Source organism: Caballeronia sp. A2-2 (assembly GCF_057612605.2).
This window is the reverse complement of the sequence record NZ_CM172588.1, coordinates 487,994-505,355: the sequence shown is the minus strand read 5'-3', so window position 1 is coordinate 505,355 and position 17,362 is coordinate 487,994. Positions and strand designations below refer to the sequence as shown.

The 17,362-nt window shown below is 63.7% G+C and carries 16 protein-coding genes and 1 CRISPR repeat array (1 of these 17 only partly in view); of the genes, 10 read left to right on the top strand and 6 right to left on the bottom strand.

What is annotated here, in order from left to right:
* A CRISPR array of direct repeats spans positions 1 to 812; the repeat unit is 28 nt; unit sequence GGTTCCTCCGCGTGTGCGGAGATAGACC; it reaches 192 nt to the left of the window's first position.
* 351 nt (positions 813 to 1,163) lie between these two features.
* The 6 genes from ACZCWR_RS18510 to ACZCWR_RS18485 all read left to right on the top strand — a co-directional run bounded on the left by ACZCWR_RS18510 (position 1,164) and on the right by ACZCWR_RS18485 (position 7,698).
* The gene (locus ACZCWR_RS18510; RefSeq protein ID WP_487304438.1) at positions 1,164 to 1,496 is read left to right on the top strand and encodes a type II toxin-antitoxin system RelE/ParE family toxin; all 333 of its coding nucleotides are present in this window, start codon (positions 1,164 to 1,166) and stop codon (positions 1,494 to 1,496) included.
* Positions 1,493 to 1,804, top strand: coding sequence for an addiction module antidote protein (locus ACZCWR_RS18505; RefSeq protein WP_487304437.1), 312 nt, complete (start codon positions 1,493 to 1,495; stop codon positions 1,802 to 1,804). Before ACZCWR_RS18510 ends, ACZCWR_RS18505 begins: the two co-directional genes overlap by 4 nt.
* Positions 1,805 to 2,178: 374 nt before the next feature.
* Complete coding sequence (locus ACZCWR_RS18500; RefSeq protein WP_487304436.1) at positions 2,179 to 2,742, top strand: DUF2760 domain-containing protein; 564 nt, start codon at positions 2,179 to 2,181, stop codon at positions 2,740 to 2,742.
* 5 nt (positions 2,743 to 2,747) lie between these two features.
* Positions 2,748 to 4,628, top strand: coding sequence for an Hsp70 family protein (locus tag ACZCWR_RS18495; protein ID WP_487304435.1), 1,881 nt, complete (start codon positions 2,748 to 2,750; stop codon positions 4,626 to 4,628).
* Positions 4,629 to 7,397, top strand: a complete 2,769-nt coding sequence (locus tag ACZCWR_RS18490) for an Hsp70 family protein (protein WP_487304434.1) — start codon at positions 4,629 to 4,631, stop codon at positions 7,395 to 7,397.
* A gap of 142 nt (positions 7,398 to 7,539) precedes the next feature.
* Positions 7,540 to 7,698 carry a hypothetical protein gene (locus ACZCWR_RS18485; RefSeq protein ID WP_487304433.1) on the top strand — a complete coding sequence of 53 codons (159 nt, stop codon included), beginning with the start codon at positions 7,540 to 7,542 and terminating at the stop codon, positions 7,696 to 7,698.
* A 58-nt stretch (positions 7,699 to 7,756) separates the two neighbouring features.
* Here ACZCWR_RS18485 and ACZCWR_RS18480 read toward each other — a convergent pair whose 3' ends face one another.
* The gene (locus ACZCWR_RS18480) at positions 7,757 to 8,605 is read right to left on the bottom strand and encodes a DUF5672 family protein (RefSeq protein WP_488876495.1); all 849 of its coding nucleotides are present in this window, start codon (positions 8,603 to 8,605) and stop codon (positions 7,757 to 7,759) included.
* A 264-nt stretch (positions 8,606 to 8,869) separates the two neighbouring features.
* On the opposite strand from ACZCWR_RS18480, the gene ACZCWR_RS18475 reads away from it, so the two are divergent.
* Positions 8,870 to 10,885, top strand: coding sequence for a hybrid sensor histidine kinase/response regulator (locus tag ACZCWR_RS18475; protein WP_487304431.1), 2,016 nt, complete (start codon positions 8,870 to 8,872; stop codon positions 10,883 to 10,885).
* Between the two features lie 126 nt (positions 10,886 to 11,011).
* Complete coding sequence (locus tag ACZCWR_RS18470) at positions 11,012 to 11,980, top strand: nucleoside hydrolase (RefSeq protein ID WP_487304430.1); 969 nt, start codon at positions 11,012 to 11,014, stop codon at positions 11,978 to 11,980.
* Between the two features lies 1 nt (position 11,981).
* Here the strand turns inward: ACZCWR_RS18470 and ACZCWR_RS18465 are convergent, their stop codons facing one another.
* Complete coding sequence (locus tag ACZCWR_RS18465) at positions 11,982 to 12,656, bottom strand: alpha/beta hydrolase (protein WP_487304429.1); 675 nt, start codon at positions 12,654 to 12,656, stop codon at positions 11,982 to 11,984.
* Positions 12,657 to 12,677: 21 nt separating this feature from the next.
* On the bottom strand, positions 12,678 to 13,067 hold the full coding sequence (locus ACZCWR_RS18460) for an MAPEG family protein (protein WP_487304428.1): 390 nt from the start codon (positions 13,065 to 13,067) through the stop codon (positions 12,678 to 12,680).
* 100 nt (positions 13,068 to 13,167) lie between these two features.
* Here ACZCWR_RS18460 and ACZCWR_RS18455 point away from each other — a divergent pair, with 100 nt between their 5' ends.
* Positions 13,168 to 13,563, top strand: a complete 396-nt coding sequence (locus tag ACZCWR_RS18455; protein ID WP_487304427.1) for a PPC domain-containing DNA-binding protein — start codon at positions 13,168 to 13,170, stop codon at positions 13,561 to 13,563.
* Here the strand turns inward: ACZCWR_RS18455 and ACZCWR_RS18450 are convergent.
* The 3 genes from ACZCWR_RS18450 to ACZCWR_RS18440 all read right to left on the bottom strand — a co-directional run bounded on the left by ACZCWR_RS18450 (position 13,547) and on the right by ACZCWR_RS18440 (position 15,972).
* The gene (locus tag ACZCWR_RS18450; RefSeq protein ID WP_487304426.1) at positions 13,547 to 14,389 is read right to left on the bottom strand and encodes a metallophosphoesterase family protein; all 843 of its coding nucleotides are present in this window, start codon (positions 14,387 to 14,389) and stop codon (positions 13,547 to 13,549) included. The two genes, ACZCWR_RS18455 and ACZCWR_RS18450, sit on opposite strands and share 17 nt — an antisense overlap.
* A complete protein-coding gene (locus ACZCWR_RS18445) occupies positions 14,386 to 15,384 on the bottom strand; it encodes a diacylglycerol/lipid kinase family protein (protein ID WP_487304425.1) in 999 nt (332 codons plus the stop codon). The genes ACZCWR_RS18450 and ACZCWR_RS18445 overlap by 4 nt, the downstream gene beginning before the upstream one ends.
* 147 nt (positions 15,385 to 15,531) lie before the next feature.
* Positions 15,532 to 15,972 (bottom strand): CBS domain-containing protein, encoded by a 441-nt coding sequence (locus ACZCWR_RS18440; protein WP_487304424.1) that lies wholly within the window; start codon positions 15,970 to 15,972, stop codon positions 15,532 to 15,534.
* 290 nt (positions 15,973 to 16,262) lie between these two features.
* On the opposite strand from ACZCWR_RS18440, the gene ACZCWR_RS18435 reads away from it, so the two are divergent.
* Positions 16,263 to 17,252 carry a chemotaxis protein gene (locus ACZCWR_RS18435; RefSeq protein ID WP_487304423.1) on the top strand — a complete coding sequence of 330 codons (990 nt, stop codon included), beginning with the start codon at positions 16,263 to 16,265 and terminating at the stop codon, positions 17,250 to 17,252.
* The last annotated feature ends 110 nt before the right edge of the window (positions 17,253 to 17,362 follow it).

Below are 17,362 nucleotides of genomic sequence, written 5' to 3'. Positions count from 1 at the left end.
GCGTGTGCGGAGATAGACCGCCTCCGCTTTCATGCCCCATCTGCGCGATCCAGGTTCCTCCGCGTGTGCGGAGATAGACCTTTTGGCGGAGTGTGGCGCGCGTTTGCTGGCTCGGTTCCTCCGCGTGTGCGGAGATAGACCCACGAGCCTGGCAAATACCCTGCGATTGATAACGGTTCCTCCGCGTGTGCGGAGATAGACCGTATCTGCGGCGGCTTGACAACGGCCATTACCGGGTTCCTCCGCGTGTGCGGAGATAGACCTCACCCAGCAAATCCTCGCCCGTCAGCTTGTCGGGTTCCTCCGCGTGTGCGGAGATAGACCGAATGGACGGAGGTTGCCACGGTCTGGGGCAACGGTTCCTCCGCGTGTGCGGAGATAGACCTCGCGGCGAATGGCGTCCGGGTCGCATTGCCCGGGTTCCTCCGCGTGTGCGGAGATAGACCCGATGTGCGCGCAAAAGAGCGCTCTGGGATGCCGGTTCCTCCGCGTGTGCGGAGATAGACCCCGAGCACGGCGCAGCTTTGGCCGTATCCATCCGGTTCCTCCGCGTGTGCGGAGATAGACCGCTGATCGATGAGCGCTGGATTGATGTGCAGACGGTTCCTCCGCGTGTGCGGAGATAGACCTCAGAGAATCGATGCGGAGACGGAGACGTTGCTGGTTCCTCCGCGTATGCGGAGATAGACCGCTGGTACCGGGGACCGGACTTGAACCGGCAAGTATTCCTCCGCGTATGCAGAGATAGACCTACGCTGCATTCGGGATCCCGTACTTTCGAATCGGTTCCTCCGCATATGCGGAGTTAGACCCAGTGGCATCGATTCAGAGATCGCGAGCGCGATGGTTCCTCCGCGTGTGCGCATAGACCCGGTTACGTCGAGCAGCGGTACGTGCATGAAGAGGTTTTTCCGTACGTGGAGTTAGACCGCGACCTTCTATTCTCTCGCCCATGCTGCGTCGGTTCCGTCGCTACGCGGAGATAGACAGTCAGCGGATCACGATGCCCCGTGGATGGTGCTTCACTCGCGAATACAGAGAAAGGAACATTCGCAGCAAGGCGTTGACGCAGCGCCGCCTGCCCCCTCTACGACCAAAAGCCCCGTTCGCTGGCCATCGTTTTCCTTTAGCAAAAATGTAATTTAAAAGTTACACTCACAACAGTGACAACCAACAACATCGAAAAAACAAAAGCGTTCGCGGCATGGTTTGACGCACTCGACGGACGAACGCGCGCGAAAGTACAGGCGCGCATTACCGCGATGGAAGCAGGCAATTTCGGTGACCATCACGCAATCACGGAAGGCCACGGCGTTTGGGAGTTGCGTTTTCTGGGCAAGGGCCCAGGCCATCGCGTGTATTACATGCGGCGCGGCGCAGTGTTGTACCTGTTGCTTGGTGGCGGGGACAAATCCACGCAGCAAACGGACATTGCCAATGCCGTGTCGATGGCAAAAAAGCTGACGGCGAGACTGCCGACTGGAGCGACTAAATGAGCGACGACATCGAAATCACCCCCTTCGATCATTCGAAGTATTTGCAGACCACAGAAGAACAGATTCAATACCTGACGGAATGCGCCGAGCTGAACGACCCCAAAACGTTCGCGCTCGCCTTGGGTCACGTTGCCCGCGCGCGGGGCACGATGGTTGACCTTGCGCGGGACACCGGCGTCACGCGCGAAGCGCTGTACCGCGCACTATCCACGACAGGGAATCCGAACATCGGAACGGTGATGAAAGTCCTTGCCGCCTTCGGTCTACACATGACCTTCGCGCCAAATGAAAGCGCGGAGCATGCATGAAAAGACCGGCACTATGCCGGATAGGTTCGAGGTGGTCGTGATATTCGCACCGTGACATGCTTCTCCGCGTATGCGGAGATCGATCCTCGCCTACTCAAAGTCCAACTTCCGCCGTCGGGCTCAAACACGCCACGAGTTCCCCTTGACATCCCCCCAAAACCCCCGACAATCCCCCGCCTGAAAAACCCGTCGCACGAGCATTTCCCCGCCACACCCCCCACATCATGGAAAATATCGAGATACGGTATAACCACCCCTAACGATTTCCACATCGCGGGCACCGCCACACCGGCTAAAAAAGCCGCCACGTATCCGATACCGGCCACCCGCGCCGCCCGAGGAGGTCTCCTTCGCGCGGCCAACAGGAGCATGACATGACCGATATGAATCCCTCCTTCTTCGGAAGGATTTCCATTGCCTTCGGCGCGTTTTTCGGCGCGCTCGGCAACGCCGCGTTCGCGGGCCGCATCCAACGTCTGCGCGAAGCGCCGGAAATGCCCGAAGCCCCGAAGCCCGCCGCCGCACCCGTGCAGCCCGCGCCGTCCCCGCTGACAGAAGCCAGCCCCGTCGCCGCGCTTCAGTTGCTCGGCCTGCTCCAACGCGACGCGCGTTTCATCGATTTCGTCGAGGAAGACATCGTCAATTACAGCGATGCCGATATCGGCGCGGCCGCCCGCCTCGTTCACGACGGCTGCCGCGCGGTGCTGCGCGAGCATTTCACCATCCAGCCGGTGCGTCGCGAAGCCGAAGGCAGCCGCCTCACGCTCCAAGAAGGTTTCGATGCCAGCGCCGTGCGCCTCACCGGCAACGTCGTCGGCCAGGCGCCGTTCACAGGCACGATCAGCCATCGCGGCTGGAAGGTCGAGGACGCGCGGCTGCCGAAGCTCGCGCCATCGCATGATGCGAGCATCGTCGCGCCGGCGGAGGTGGAACTGTGAGCGACATGAACCAAGCGAACCCAACGCAGGCGCGCTACTCGATCGGCGTCGATCTCGGCACCACGCACTGCGCGCTCTCCTACGTCGACATGAGCGCGAGCGATGGCGAGAAAACCGCGCAAGGCGTGCTCCCCGTCGCGCAACTGACCGCACCGGGCGCAGCGGAAGAACGCGAACTGCTGCCCTCCTTCCTCTATCTTCCCCATCCCGACGAACTCGCGTCCGGCGATCTCATGCTGCCGTGGACGCAGGACCGTCCGTTCATCGTCGGCGAACTGGCGCGCAGCCGGGGCGCGGGCACGCCCATCCGCCTTGTGTCGAGCGCGAAAAGCTGGCTGTGCCATCCGGGCGTGGACCGGCGCGCGGCCATCCTGCCCGCCGATGCCCCGCCGGAAGTCGAACGCGTCTCGCCGCTGGAAAGCTCGATCCGCTACCTGACGCATCTGCGCGAAGCGTGGAATCACGCGCATCCCGACGCGCCGTTCGATCAGCAGGACGTAACGGTCACGATCCCCGCCTCGTTCGATCCGGCCGCACGCGAACTGACCGCCGAAGCCGCCGCCGCCGCAGGTTACGGCCGCATGACGCTGCTGGAAGAACCGCAAGCCGCGCTCTATAGCTGGATTCAAAAAAGCGCGGGCGGCTGGCGCAAGCAAGTGAAAGTCGGCGATGCCATCCTCGTCGTCGATGTAGGCGGCGGCACGACCGACCTTTCGCTGATCGCGGTCGTCGAGCGCGACGGCAATCTGGAACTGCATCGCGTCGCGGTGGGCGAACATATCCTGCTCGGCGGCGACAACATGGACCTGGCGCTGGCGCACATCGTCGCGCGCAAGCTGGCGGCGCAAGGCACGCAGGCCGATCCGTGGCAACTGCGCGCGCTCACCTACGCGTGCCGCGCGGCCAAGGAAACGCTTCTCTCCGATGCCACGATCGAAACCGTGCCGCTCGTCGTGCCGAGCCGCGGCTCGAAGCTGATCGGCGGGTCGATCCGCACCGAACTCACGCGCGCGGAACTCACTCAAATTCTGCTCGAAGGCTTTTTCCCTCAAGTCGATGCAGCCGCGCGCCCGGTCAGCCGCGCCCGCGCCGGTCTGACGCAACTCGGTCTGCCCTACGCGCAGGATGCCGCCGTCACGCGTCATCTCGCCGCGTTCCTCGGGCGTCAGGTCAACGCGCTTTCCGAAGTCGAAGGCTTGCAGCACACGACCGCCGAGAACGCGACGCTGCTGCATCCCACGGCGGTGCTGTTCAACGGCGGCGTGTTCAAGTCGGCGCTGCTCGTCGAACGCGTGATGTCCACGCTCAACGCATGGCTCGCCGCCGAAGGCGCGCCCGCCGCGCGGCTGATCGAAGGCGCGGACCTCGATCTGGCGGTGGCGCGCGGCGCGGCCTATTACGGCTATGTGCGGCATGGGCGCGGCGTGCGCATCCGGGGCGGCACGGCGCGGGCGTATTACGTCGCCGTCGAATCCGCGATGCCGGCCGTGCCCGGACTCGAACCACCGGTGTCGGCGCTGTGCGTCGCGCCGTTCGGCATGGAAGAAGGCACGGAAGCCGAATTGCCCGCGCAGGAATTCGGGCTGGTGGTCGGCGAGCCGGTGCATTTCCGCTTCTTCGGTTCGTCGGTGCGTCGGCAGGATCAGGTCGGCACGCTGCTCGATTACTGGCAGCCGGACGAACTTCAGGAACTCGAAGAAATTCAGGCGTCGCTGCCTTCGGAAGGCCGCACGCCCGGCGAAGTCGTGCCGGTCAAGCTGCATGCGCGCGTGACCGAAGCGGGCACACTGGAACTCGAAGCCGTGCCGCGCGACTCAGCCGAACGCTGGAAAGTCGAGTTCGATGTGCGCGGCGGCGTCAGCGCGGATCAGGGCATGGGTCTGTAAGTGTCCGCGCGCAAGAAGAAGGCGGCGGGCGCGCGGTATCGCGTGGGCATCGATCTGGGGACGAGCAATACGGTCGTCGCGTATGCGGAAGCCGGATCGGACCAGATACACGTGTTCGAGATCGACCAACTCGTCGGCGCGGGCGAAGTGTCCGCGCTGCCAATGCTGCCCTCGCTCCGCTACCACTTCGCGCCGGGCGAACTGAAAAGCGCCGATCTTCAGTTGCCGTGGGGCGAGATGGAAGCGCCCGCCGTGCTCGGCAGCTTCGCGCGCAAGCTCGGCGCGCAGGTGCCGGGCCGGCTCGTGTCGAGCGCGAAAAGCTGGCTGTCTCACGCGAACGTCGATCGTCTCGCGGCCATTCTGCCGTGGGGCGCGACGGACGACATCGAGAAAATCTCGCCGGTAATCGCCAGCGCCAGCTATCTGGCGCATGTGCACGCGGCGTGGAACGAGCGCTTTCCCGACGCGCCGCTCGACGCGCAGGATCTCGTGCTGACCGTCCCCGCTTCCTTCGATGACGGCGCGCGCGCCCTCACGCTCGAAGCCGCGAACATGGCGGGTCTCACGAAGCTGCGTCTGCTCGAAGAACCGCAGGCGGCGTTTTACGACTGGCTGTTTCATCATCGCGCGACGCTCAAGGACGAACTCGCGGGGACGCGGCGCGTGCTCATCGTCGATGTGGGCGGCGGCACGACCGACCTCACGCTGATCGACGTGGACCCGTCCGCGAGCGATGACACCGACCCGCAACTCACGCGCGTGGGCGTCGGCAATCATTTGATGCTGGGCGGCGACAACATGGACCTGGCGCTGGCGCATCTGGTCGAAAAGCGCCTCTCACCCGGCGATGCGCGCTTGTCCGCCGCGCGTCTGTCGCAACTGGTCGAGCGCTGCCGCGCCGCCAAGGAACAACTGCTCGGCCCCGATGCGCCCGCAAGCGCGGCCATCACGCTGCTCGGCGCGGGCGCGAAGCTGGTCGGCGGCGCGCGCACGACGGAAGTGGCGCGCGAGGAATTCGAGCGCATCATCGTCGAGGGTTTTTTTCCGATGGTGGCGGCGAGCGACCGGCCCACGCGCGCGCGCAGCGGCATCGTCGAATTCGGGCTGCCGTATGCGAGCGATGCAGCCATCACGCGGCATGTCGCGGCGTTTCTCAGCCAACACAAGGCGCTGCCCGATACGTTGCTGCTCAACGGCGGCGTGTTCCGTGCCGAACCTTTGGCGCGACGTATCGCGGAAACTTTGAGTGCGTGGCGCGGCGAGCCAGTACATGTGCTCGCCAATGCCGATCCCGATGTTGCCGTCGCGCGTGGTGCCGTGGCGTACGCGCTTGCACGCGCGGGTCATGCGCCGCGCATCGGCGGCGGTTCGGCGCGCAGCTACTTCCTTCTTCTCGACGATGACGACAACAGCGGCACGCAACACGGCGTCTGCCTGCTGCCGCGCGGCACGGAGGAAGCGCAGCCGATCCATCTCGACGAACGCGCGTTTGCGCTCAGGCTCGGCGCGCCGGTGCGGTTTCACCTCGTCTCGACCGTCGCGGACACGGTTTATCAGCCGGGCGAACTGGCCGACATCGGCGCGGCATCGGCGGATTTCGTGCGGTTGCCGCCGATCGCGACCATCGTCGATCCGCGCGGCATCGATCAGGGCGCGGCGGGCAAGGCGCGCGAAATCGCCGTGCATCTGACGACCACACTCACCGAAGTCGGCACGCTGGAGATGCACTGCATCGCCGTGGACGATCCCGGCAAGCGCTGGCTGCTCGAATTCCAGTTGCGCCATGAGGCACCACAAGCCGACGCCGCGCCGGACGAAGCGCATCCGGGATTGCCGCGCGCGATCGAACTGATCGACCGGACCTTCGGCGCGCGTTCCCACGATGTCGGGCCGAAGGAAGTCAAACGCCTGCGCGCGCAACTCGAACAGATTCTCGGCACGCGCGACACGTGGGATATCGCACTGCTGCGCGCCCTCTTCGATGCTCTCTGGGAACGCGCGAAACGCCGCCGCCGCAGCGCCGATCATGAACGCCTGTGGCTGAATTTGACCGGCTTCTGCATGCGGCCGGGGTTCGGGCATCCGCTGGACGAGTGGCGCGTCGAGCAATTGTGGACGCTGTTCGATCAGGGCATCCAGTATTCGAACGAAAGCCAGATCTGGTCGGAATGGTGGACGCTCTGGCGGCGCGCGGCCGGTGGACTGCACGAAGCGGCGCAGTTGCGTCTGCTCGACGACATGGCGTTCGTGCTTCAGCCGCCCGGCACGAGCCGTTATCGGAAGGCTGCGGGCGCGGCGCGCGCGGGGTATGAGGACATGGTGCGGCTCGCGGCATCCTTGGAGCGCTTGCCGGTGGAGCGCAAGACCGAGATCGGCGGATGGCTGCTCACGCGGCTCAGGAAGCCTTCGGAGAACGTGCAAAGCTGGTGGGCGGTCGGGCGCATCGGCGCGCGGGCGCCGTTCTATGGCAGCGCGCATGGTGTGGTGCCGGTGGACGTGGCATCGACATGGCTCGATGCGATCCTCGCGCTCGACTGGAAGAAGACCGAACCGGCCGCGTTCGCCGCCGTGCAGATTGCGCGCATGACCGGCGACCGTTCGCGCGATCTGCCCGATGCGGCGCGCGCGGCGGTCATCGAACGCCTGAGCGTGGCGGGCGCGGCGCAATCGTGGATCGCGATGGTGCGCGAGGTCGTCGAACTGAATCGCGCCGACGAAGGCCGCGTGTTCGGCGAAGCGTTGCCAGCGGGGCTCAAGCTCATCGGCTGAAACCACGCGCGGCAAAATGCTTCGCTCTCAGAAGTTTTTTTGCGCGATGTGTTGCGCGCGGGCCGCGTGTTCTTGAATAGCGGCAGGCGGCATCCTATGGTTGTGAGTGTGTCGCTTCGACACGCCTATCCAGGAGGTCACCATGCCGTCCCCACGCAAAGCGCAAGCGAGCCAGCCCGCCGAAACGGAAATGTCGAGCCGCAAGAAAACGGCCGGCACCAAGGCCTCGCCGCCCAAGGCCGCCGGCGCGAAGGAAATGCAGGTCGCCAAGCGCACCACCAAGGCCAAGCCCAAGGCCTGAGTTTTCGATTGTTCGATACGGCGAGCGACTCGGTGCTCGCCGTTCGCCTACGGGTCTGTCAGAGGGCCGTCACGGGCGACACCAGCATTTCGCATCGCCTCATGCACGCCTCGATGTTCTGCGCGTTCATGCCCGCTTCGTTCAGCGTCAGAAGTACCCGATCAAGTACGCCTTCATCGCGCAGCCGGGTGTAAAGCAGTTTCAACGCCCAATCCTGACCGGCGAAAAAACAGTTTCCCAGTAGTCCGGCAATGTGCGATGACGCCATCGTCCGGGAATGGGCGAATTGCACAAACTCGCCCATTTGCTGAGGGTTGAGATAGCGAAACAGATTGTGCGCGCCGTGAAAGCCGAAAGTCACGCCCGGATCGATTGCAGCTTCGTAGGAGAAACGATCCGCCACCGGCTCGGGGGCAAACCGGATGCCGTGCTCGCTTTCGAGCGCCCGGCGGTATGTCCGTCCAATCAGCACGTCCTCCGGCACGTCCGTTACCGGATATTCCCCGCTTGCCAACACCCGCATGAGTCTGGCCGAACGCAGCGAAAATCCCCCGTTCCCGACCGACTCTCCATCCGGCAAATTAGGCCAGCGCGCCCCGATATAGTCGTATTCGCGAAAAACGGATTGCCAGGCACCCGGATTGACGACGAAACCATCCCATTGAACGACCAGCACGAAAGGCGTGTGGATATGCGCGATCGCGTTCCGGTAAATGAAGGTGTTGTAATCCGCTCTCGATTCGATTCCGTGTGTCTCGACGATCCGCGCCCGCGTGCGCACCGGCGCGTGCGTGAAGAGAATGGCATCGCCGAAATCGCAGTATTCACAGGACCGATCGATGGCGCGTGCGGCGAGTTCGGGATTGAGCGAATCGACGGCGCAGATTGTGATGTCGCGCAAATCCACGCGTGTAGGAGCTTTTATATTGGACATTGCGTGATGATTCGAAGCCCTGAGCGAGAAAGGGTGGCGTTGAGAGCGCGGGATTTTACCCCGCGCTTTCTTGTGCATTGCAAATCATGCTAACCACCTGCTTCGTTGTTACATAATGTTCCGATATGATCGCTTTTTCGTTTCGAGGCTAACAAAAGGCGTATTTGTATGACCGCCGTCACCTAAAGTAGAAAGCCCGACCGATCGAAACCGCGTTTCTTCACAGCGAGCATTCAGATGGCCGTACCGCAACGCGCCGCCAGCGTGCGCACTCCCGGAGCGATTTCAACTGCCGCGCGCGAGGCGGGCCTGAGCTTCGTGCGCAACCTGTCAATTCCGAAGCCGTTCGCCGATCCCGCGATGGAAGCGGTGTTTCTCGAAGATCACGCCGCGCGTTTCTGCGCCTTCCGGCGTGCATCGACGCTGCTGGCGCTCGTTTTGTGGACCTGCTTCCTGTGGTGGGATTTCAGCTTCGCGCGCACGAATCCGGCGCTCAAGGCGCATCTCGCCGATGTGCTGGCCATCCGCTTCGTCGGTTTCGTCCTGCTCATCATCAGCGCGTATCTGGTGCTCAAGCCGTCGTTTCGCTCGCATGTGATGGCGCAGCAGGTCATTCTGGTCGGCATCTACGGGCTGCTGTGCCTGATTCTGGCGCTGTTCGCGATCACGCCCGCGCCGTACAACTACACGCAGCACTTCACCGGTTTGTGTCTCGCGCTGTTCGTGCAGTTCAGCTTCTTCTACCTGCGTTCGCGCATCGTGCTGACGGTGGGCATCATCACGATGGGGTCGGTCGTCGCGCTGCAACTCATCGGGCATTTGCTGCATTCGGAGGATTTCTTCGCCGGGATGTTCTATATGTTCAACGTGATCGTGGTGGGTCACGGCGTCTGCGTCCACGGCGAACGCGTGTCGCGCGAGCGCTTCGTGTCGGAGCGGGCGCTGGAATCGCTCAACGACGAACTGCGCGGGGCCAACGGCTCGCTCGAACGCAAGAATTACGAACTGGAACTGTCGAAGAAAGATCAGGAGAACAAGACGAACGCGCTGCTCGCGTTGCGCGAGCAGCAGATGATCGCCGCGCAAACCGCCAGCCGCGAGAAATCCAACTTCCTCGCCGCCGCGACCCACGATCTGCGCCAGCCGATGCACGCGCTCAACCTGTTCCTGCAAGCCGCCGCCGAAGCCATCCACAACGGCGAGTTCGCGCAGGCGGAGCGGCTCATCAACGAATGCGGGCGTTCCTCGGTGATCCTCGCGCGGCTGCTCAACGCGGTGCTCGATCTGTCGCGGCTGGAATCGGGCCGCGTGGTGCCGCGCTATCACGTGTTCGACGTGCGGCAGATGGTCGAGGAAGCCGTCGCGCAGTTGCATCCGTTCGCCATGAGCCGGGGCGTGGAGTTGCGCGTGCGGCTGCCGAAGGAAGAAGTCGTCTGCGTGCGCAGCGATGCGCACTGGCTGGGCCGGGCGGTCGCGAATCTGGTGTCGAACGGCATCAAGTACGCGGATCAGACCAAGAGCACGACGCCCACGGTGATCGTCGGCGTGGTGCGCTCGCCGACGCGCGCGCGCATCGACGTGCTGGATAACGGCATCGGCATTCCGGCCGATTATTTCGAGGCGATTTTCCAGCCATTCTTTCAGGTCGATAACCCCGAGCAGGATCGCGACAAGGGGCTGGGGCTGGGCTTGTCGATCGTCAATGCGGTGGTGTCGATGCTGGATCAGCACCGCATCGAACTGAAATCGACCGAAGGGCGCGGCTCGCGTTTTTCGCTGGAAATGCCGATGTGCACGCCCGCCACGACCGACACGCCTTCCGGGCGCGCGCCCGCCCGCTCCGAAGCGGACGAGACCGCGCAACTCAACGGGCTTTACGTGCTGCTGGTGGAGGACGATGGTCTGGTGCGCGCATCGACGGAGGCGCTCCTGTCGCAATGGGGCGTGCTGTACGACTCCGCCGCGACCTTCGAGGAGTTCGAGGATGTGCTGGCCGGGCTCGAACGCTTCCCCGATCTCGTCATCTCCGACTACCGGCTGCGCGACTTCAAGACCGCGCGCGAAGTCGCGATGGCAAGCGCCGCGAAGCTCGGGCGGCCCTGCCCGTTCCTCGTCGTGACGGGCGAACCTGCCGCGACCATCGTGCCGCTGGCGTGCGATCAGGATGTGCTGAGCAAACCCGTCAGCCCGGCGGAATTGCGCCGGGGCATGTTATCGCTGATCGCCAAGGAAGAAATGGGGACGCTGGTTTGAATCGCGTTCCCGCGCGGATCGAATTCGGGTAAATTGCGGGCGATTCGATTATCCGCACCGCTTAAAAGCTGGAAAGCCGACATCGATAAGCTTCATTGCTGAATACAAACAAAAGCGGCCCGATCCATGCCCCGACACAAGATCATCTACGACACCGATCCCGGCATCGACGACGCCATCGCGCTGGTGTTTCAGGCGCGGCATCCGGATATCGAACTGCTCGGCATCACGAGCGTGTTCGGCAATGCCGACATCGACACGACCACGCGCAACGCACGCTATCTGGTCTCGCGTTTCGCGCCGGGCACGCCGGTCGCGCGTGGTGCTTCAAAGCCGTTGCAATGGCCCGCGCCCGCGCCCATTCCCCACATTCATGGCGATGACGCGCTCGGCAATGTCGCGCGCCCGAAGCATGTCGAAACGCCGGAGGATGGTCGGGCCGCGCATCGGTTCATCATCGATACGGTGCGGGAGCATCCCGGCGAAGTCACCTTGCTCGCCGTCGGTCCGATGACCAATCTCGCGCTCGCGCTCGCCGATGATCCGGGCATCGCTCGGCTCGTGCGCGAAGTCGTGGTGATGGGCGGCGCGTTCGGTTTCAACGGCGCGCTCGGCAACGTCACGCCCGCCGCCGAAGCCAACATGCACGGCGATCCGCACGCCGCCGATATCGTGTTCGGCGCGTCGTGGAACGTGTCGATCGTGGGTCTGGACGTCACGCACGAAACCATCATGACGAACGCGTTTCTGGCGTCCTTGAAAGACCGGGCGGGCGATGCAGGCCGTTTCGTCTGGGAAGTCTCGCGCTTCTACGAACGCTTTCATGAGCACGAAGGCGTGTCAAACGGCATCTATGCGCACGACTATTCGGCAGCGGCGTATGTCGTCGCGCGCGAGTGCTACACCACGCGCAAAGGTCCGGTGCGCGTGCTGACGGAGGGCATCGCGGCGGCCATGACCGTGCAAAAGCCACTGTCGATGCAACCCGCCGCGCCCGACTGGGACACGCGTCCGGCTTGCGACGTCTGCATCGGCGTGAATGCGGATGCGGTGCTCGATCTCTTTGCCCGCACGATCACCGAGCACCGCTTCTGATTCAAGCCCTGAGCCGCGCCGCGAGCCATTCGCGCAAGGCCTCGACTTCCTCCATGCAGACGGAATGCGGCATGGGATACGTGTTCCATTCCACCGGATTGCCCAACTCGCGCGCGAACTCCGCCGCTTCTTCGCCGAGCCGCACGTTGAGCACATCGTCGAAGGTGCCGTGCGCGGCGAAGATGGGCGTGGCGCGGTTGGCCTCGCTCAACGATGCATCGATCAAACCTTTCGCCGGGATATAGCCAGACAGCACGATCAGCCCCGCCAGCCGTTCGGGATGCGTCAGCCCCGCGCTATACGTCATCGCGCCGCCCTGCGAAAACCCCGCGATGAAAATACGCTCGCTCGGAATGCCGCGCGCGTTCTGCTGCACGATCAGTTCCCGCACGTGCGCGCACGATGCCTCGATGCCCGCCTCGTCCACCCGCCGGTTGATGCCCTCGAACGACAGAATGTCGTACCACGCGCGCATCACATGACCGTTGTTGGCGGTCACGGGCATTTCCGGCGCGTTCGGGAAGATGAAGCGCATGGCGGGGGCATCGGCGAGACGCAGTTCGGGGACGAGCGGCACGAAGTCGTTGGCATCCGCGCCCAGACCGTGCATGAGGATCACGGCGAACTCCGGGTTCGGCGCGGTTTCGATTTCGATGGTGGACGGCTCGGCAGTCATATCCGCTCCTTGAAAATTCAGTCAGATGATCGGCACCAGAATCTGCACGATCGCCACGATCGACACCAGCCAGATGAGCGAGCGCAGAAACGGCACGCCGAGCGCGTAGATCGGCACATAAATCAGGCGTGCGATGAAATAGGCCAGCGCGCCGTAATGCGTGAGCGCGTTCTCGCGCCCTGCCACGTGCACGACCAGCACGGCGATGGCAAAGATCGGCAAGGTCTCGAAAAGATTGGACTGCGCGCGCATGAGTCGGCCCGAGAGCTTGCCGGGCGGCTTCGGCGCGGCATCGCGGGGACCGGCCTGATAGCGCAGGCCGACTTCGCGGTTGCGCACGAACGCGGGCAGCAGGATTTGAATCAGCGCGAGAACGAGCGTCCAGGCGAGCATCGTCAGTTCGAAACTCATGGTGTCTCCAGAACAGTCAGGTCCGATTCGGGCGCGCTCATCATGCCATCATTGGCAGGCATGCGCTGCGGTTTCCATTTCAGCTTCGGGTGGCTAAACAATGAACGTGTTCTCCCTTCGGCTCAATCCCGGCGACGATCTGCGCGCCGCGCTCGATCACGTCTTCCAAACGCGTGGCCTGGGCGCGGCGTTCGTGATTCAGGCCATCGGCAGCCTGAGCGTCGCGCGGCTGCGCCATGCCGGACGCAACGATGCCACCGAACTGCGCGGCGACTTCGAGATTCTTACGCTGGCCGGATCGCTGTCGGCGAACGGGCCGCACTTGCACATGAGCATTTCCGATGCCGACGGCCACGTTTCCGGCGGTCATGTCGTGGCGGGCTGCATCGTGCGCACGACCGTCGAAGTGCTGGCCGCCGATCTTCCCGGCGAACGCTACACGCGCGAGCACGATGCCGCGACCGGTTTCGCGGAACTCGTCATCCGGCGGACGTGACGGCATCCGGGCGCAATGCGCCGTCCAGCATGAGATCGTGCCGCGCGATCTGCTCGAAACGCTCGCTCGATGCCGAGTAATCCCAACGTTCGACGGTGACGCTTCGCTCGTTCGCATCGCTTGCGTAGCGAATCACGTTCACCGAATTATCGATGCTCCCCCGCACCCGATGCGACAGCGCCGTGCCCGCCTGCACCGCCCACACGCGGCGCGGCAGATTGCCCACGGTATCGTGCAATGGCAGCACATACGGCAAATGAATATGCCCGCCCACGATCAAATCCGCGCCCGCGCGCGCCCAGCGCGGCACCGCGCGCTCGTGTCCGCGCAGCAGGTTCTTTTCGTCCTGCACGCGCGTGACCGCCACCGGCTGATGCGTGACCACCACGCGCAGTTGCCGCTCGCGCGCCGCTTCAAGACGCGCCGACACGCGCTTGATTTGCGGCATCGATACTTCGCCGTCGGTATGCCGCCATGGACGCGTGGTGTTGACGCCGAGCACGAGCATATCGTCGGATTCGAATGATGGTTCGAGTTCCGCGCCGAACGCGCGCTGATGATTCGCATACGGACGCACGAGCCGCGCGAACGGATCGAGCAACGGAATATCGTGATTGCCGGGCACGACGAGCATCGGAATGGCGCCGAGCGTGTCGAAGAAAGCCCGCGCCGCGCGGAACTGGCTGCGTCGCGCGCGCTGCGTGACATCGCCGGACACGATGACGAGATCGGGCGGCAAGGCATCGATCAGACGCAATAGCGCCGCGACGACGATCGGCCGTTCGGTGCCGAAATGCGGATCGGAAATCTGCAACAGCAAGGTCATGAGCGGTTGGCTTCGGCGATCGCCGGCTCGGGCTTGAGCAACATCAACGGCTGGTCGGAAACGCGGAATTCGAGCGGCATGGCGAGGCGCGTCACTTCGCCGTCGGTCGCGATCTTCACGCGGCGGCGCTTCTTCGACGGATGCGTCACCGTGATGCGGTCGAACGTGAAACTCACCACGTGATCCGAATCGGACAGACGCCCCGCCGCGCCATGCAGCGACAGCCACAGATGCATGAGCCGTCCGACCGGGCGCGGTGCAAGCGCGACGAGCAAGCCGTGTTCCAAGGCGCGCGCTTCGTCGGGCATGCCGACTTGCTCCATCTGCAGACGATTGTTGCCGACGAACAGCGTGGTCGAGCGGATGTCGTGGGTCTGGCCTTCGTGCTCGATATGCAGACGCAAATGCCGGTGCGGTTTGAGCAACGTCAGCAACGCCGAACCGAGCGCGACGAGCCGGCTGCGGCCGAACTGCTGTTTGTACGTTTCGCGGTCTTCCAGCAGTTTTGGATACAGACCGAGACTTGCATTGACCAGAAACATGTGTCCGTTGACGAAGCCGACCTGCACCGGATACGCGCGCGCTTCGATCAGCAGTTTCGTCGAAAGATCGAGATCGGCGGGGATGCCGTGATCGCGGCTGAAGTAATTGAAGGTGCCGCGCGGCAACACGGCGAACGGACAGCCTGCCGCGTAGGCCGCCTGCGCGACGAGACAAAGCGTGCCGTCGCCGCCCGCGCCGACGAGCACGCCGTTCTGCTTGCGCGCGGCTTCGGCCGCCGATTGAGCCGTGGCGGCCAGTTTGCGCGGATCATCGACTATATGCAGTTCGAAACGCCGCCCCGCCGCGCCGAGTTCGCGTTCGAGCGCGGCGCGCGTGTCGTCGGCTTGCTTGCGGCCCGATCCGGCATTCATCACGATAAAGAACGGCGCATCGGCGGAAATCGCGCGGCCGGTCGGTTCGACGCGCGCGGCGGGTGTCGCGGTTGGGGTCATCGGCAAGCGCTCCTCGCGGGCTTCGTTGCATGAACGCGCCCGCCGCTTGCCGCCGCTTTCTCACACGCGCGGCGACTTCGGCGAGCCTCTGCCGAAGTATAACGATTTGCTTACAAAAGGTTGACGCCCGCCGCGCGGTTATGCAGCTTAGGTGTGCTCGCCGCGAATGTAGTATTCGAGTTGCTGAATGGTGAACTGCTGCTCGGAGATGATGTTCTTCACCAGGTCGCCGATCGAGATCATGCCGACGAGCTTGCCGCCATCGATCACCGGAAGATGGCGCATGCGCTTTTCCGTCATCAGCGCCATGCAGTCGTCGGTGGTCTGATCGAGGCGCACGTAGCGCACGTGCGAGGTCATGATGTCGCGCACCGGCGTTTCCTTCGACGAACGGTCCATCAGCACGACCTTGCGCGCGTAATCGCGCTCCGTCACGATGCCGACGATCTCCTCGCCGTCCGTGACGATCACCGCGCCGATTTGCTTGTCGGCCATCGTCTTGATCGCGTCGTACACCGACGCATTCGCGGCGATGGTGATGACCGCCTGATCGGGTTTCTTGCTCAAAAGCTGTGCGACTGTTGACATCGAACGCCTCCGTCTGGCTTCGCGCCACCCACCGGCCTCGCGGGCGTGCGCCTTCTTGTGTGCGGGAACGTTGCTGCTGCTCGAAGATTCGAATCACGCGGGTGCGCATTCGCGCCGCCCGCCATTGAGCGTAAGGCTTTGCGGGCAACGCCTTCATCGGCATTAACCCGACCATTCCCAAAAAAAGTATAGGCGAGGCGAAACGATCGACGACTTCAGTTTGCTCATTCCTTGCCGCTAAACATACATCTGGCGCGCATCGCGCCTATGAACGCAGGGAGACGAGAAACGTGAGCAGTTCACAACAAGATATCGAGCAACGTGTACGGCTCGCAGGCAGCAATATGTTCGAGTTGCTGTTGTTTAGGCTGGGCGAACCCTCCGACGCATTCCCGCAAGCAACCATGAGCGGCGATGCGGCCGGCGGCACGCTGTTCGGCATCAACGTATTCAAGGTGCGCGAGATTCTTGCGATGCCCGCCATCACGTCGGTGGCCGGATCGAACCCGGAGATTCTCGGCGTCGCGGATATTCGCGGTCAGATCATTCCGGTGATCGATCTCGCGCGCGTGGCCGGTTGCAAGCCGAAGAACGGTCCGAAGATTTTGCTCGTGACCGAGTTCGCGCGCACGACGCAAGGTTTCGCCGTCGAGGAAGTGGACGATATCGTGCGGCTCGAATGGAATCAGGTGTTGTCGGCGGAATCGCATTCGGGCGGACGCACGGTGACGAGTTTCGCGCGCATCGACGGCAATGTGGATGGTTCGCGGCTCGCGCAAGTGCTCGATGTCGAGCGCATCGTGCGGGAAGTGCTGCCGGGTCAGGCGAGCGACATCACCGAGGCGAATACCGGGCGGCTCGTCATCAAGCCGGGCGCGCGCGTGCTGGCGGCGGACGATTCGGGCATCGCGCGGGCGCTGATCGAGCAAAGCCTGACCGCGATGGGCGTGCCCTTCGTCATGACCAAGACCGGTCTGGAAGCGTGGAACGTGCTGGAAAGCGTGCGTGAGAAAGCGAAGAAAGACGGCACGGAAGTGGCGGATCACATCGCGCTGGTGTTGACGGACCTTGAAATGCCGGAGATGGATGGCTTCACGCTCACGCGACGCATCAAGTCGGATGCCAAGTTGCAGCACATTCCGGTGGTGATCCACTCGTCGCTGTCGGGCGCGGCCAACGAGCAGCATGTGCGCAAGGTCGGCGCGAATGCGTATGTGTCGAAGTTCGAGCCTTCAGAACTCGCTAGTGTGATGCGCAGCGCTATAAGCCGCGCGGCGTAATCGGAAGCCTTAAACGCCCGGCGCCCGGTCGAAACGAACCTTGTGAGTTCGTTTCGCCGGGCGCCGGTTTTTACTGCGGGGTATTGCAGATTCGCAGATCTACTTCGCTT

Excerpts from the sequence above, each read along its gene's own strand:
- ACZCWR_RS18505 (WP_487304437.1), top strand. The coding sequence starts at position 1,493 with ATGAGCGACGACATCGAAATCACCCCCTTCGATCATTCGAAGTATTTG.
- ACZCWR_RS18500 (WP_487304436.1), top strand. The coding sequence starts at position 2,179 with ATGACCGATATGAATCCCTCCTTCTTCGGAAGGATTTCCATTGCCTTC.
- ACZCWR_RS18495 (WP_487304435.1), top strand. The coding sequence starts at position 2,748 with ATGAACCAAGCGAACCCAACGCAGGCGCGCTACTCGATCGGCGTCGAT.
- ACZCWR_RS18485 (WP_487304433.1), top strand. The coding sequence starts at position 7,540 with ATGCCGTCCCCACGCAAAGCGCAAGCGAGCCAGCCCGCCGAAACGGAA.
- ACZCWR_RS18475 (WP_487304431.1), top strand. The coding sequence starts at position 8,870 with ATGGCCGTACCGCAACGCGCCGCCAGCGTGCGCACTCCCGGAGCGATT.
- ACZCWR_RS18470 (WP_487304430.1), top strand. The coding sequence starts at position 11,012 with ATGCCCCGACACAAGATCATCTACGACACCGATCCCGGCATCGACGAC.
- ACZCWR_RS18465 (WP_487304429.1), bottom strand. The coding sequence starts at position 12,656 with ATGACTGCCGAGCCGTCCACCATCGAAATCGAAACCGCGCCGAACCCG.
- ACZCWR_RS18460 (WP_487304428.1), bottom strand. The coding sequence starts at position 13,067 with ATGAGTTTCGAACTGACGATGCTCGCCTGGACGCTCGTTCTCGCGCTG.
- ACZCWR_RS18455 (WP_487304427.1), top strand. The coding sequence starts at position 13,168 with ATGAACGTGTTCTCCCTTCGGCTCAATCCCGGCGACGATCTGCGCGCC.
- ACZCWR_RS18450 (WP_487304426.1), bottom strand. The coding sequence starts at position 14,389 with ATGACCTTGCTGTTGCAGATTTCCGATCCGCATTTCGGCACCGAACGG.
- ACZCWR_RS18445 (WP_487304425.1), bottom strand. The coding sequence starts at position 15,384 with ATGACCCCAACCGCGACACCCGCCGCGCGCGTCGAACCGACCGGCCGC.
- ACZCWR_RS18440 (WP_487304424.1), bottom strand. The coding sequence starts at position 15,972 with ATGTCAACAGTCGCACAGCTTTTGAGCAAGAAACCCGATCAGGCGGTC.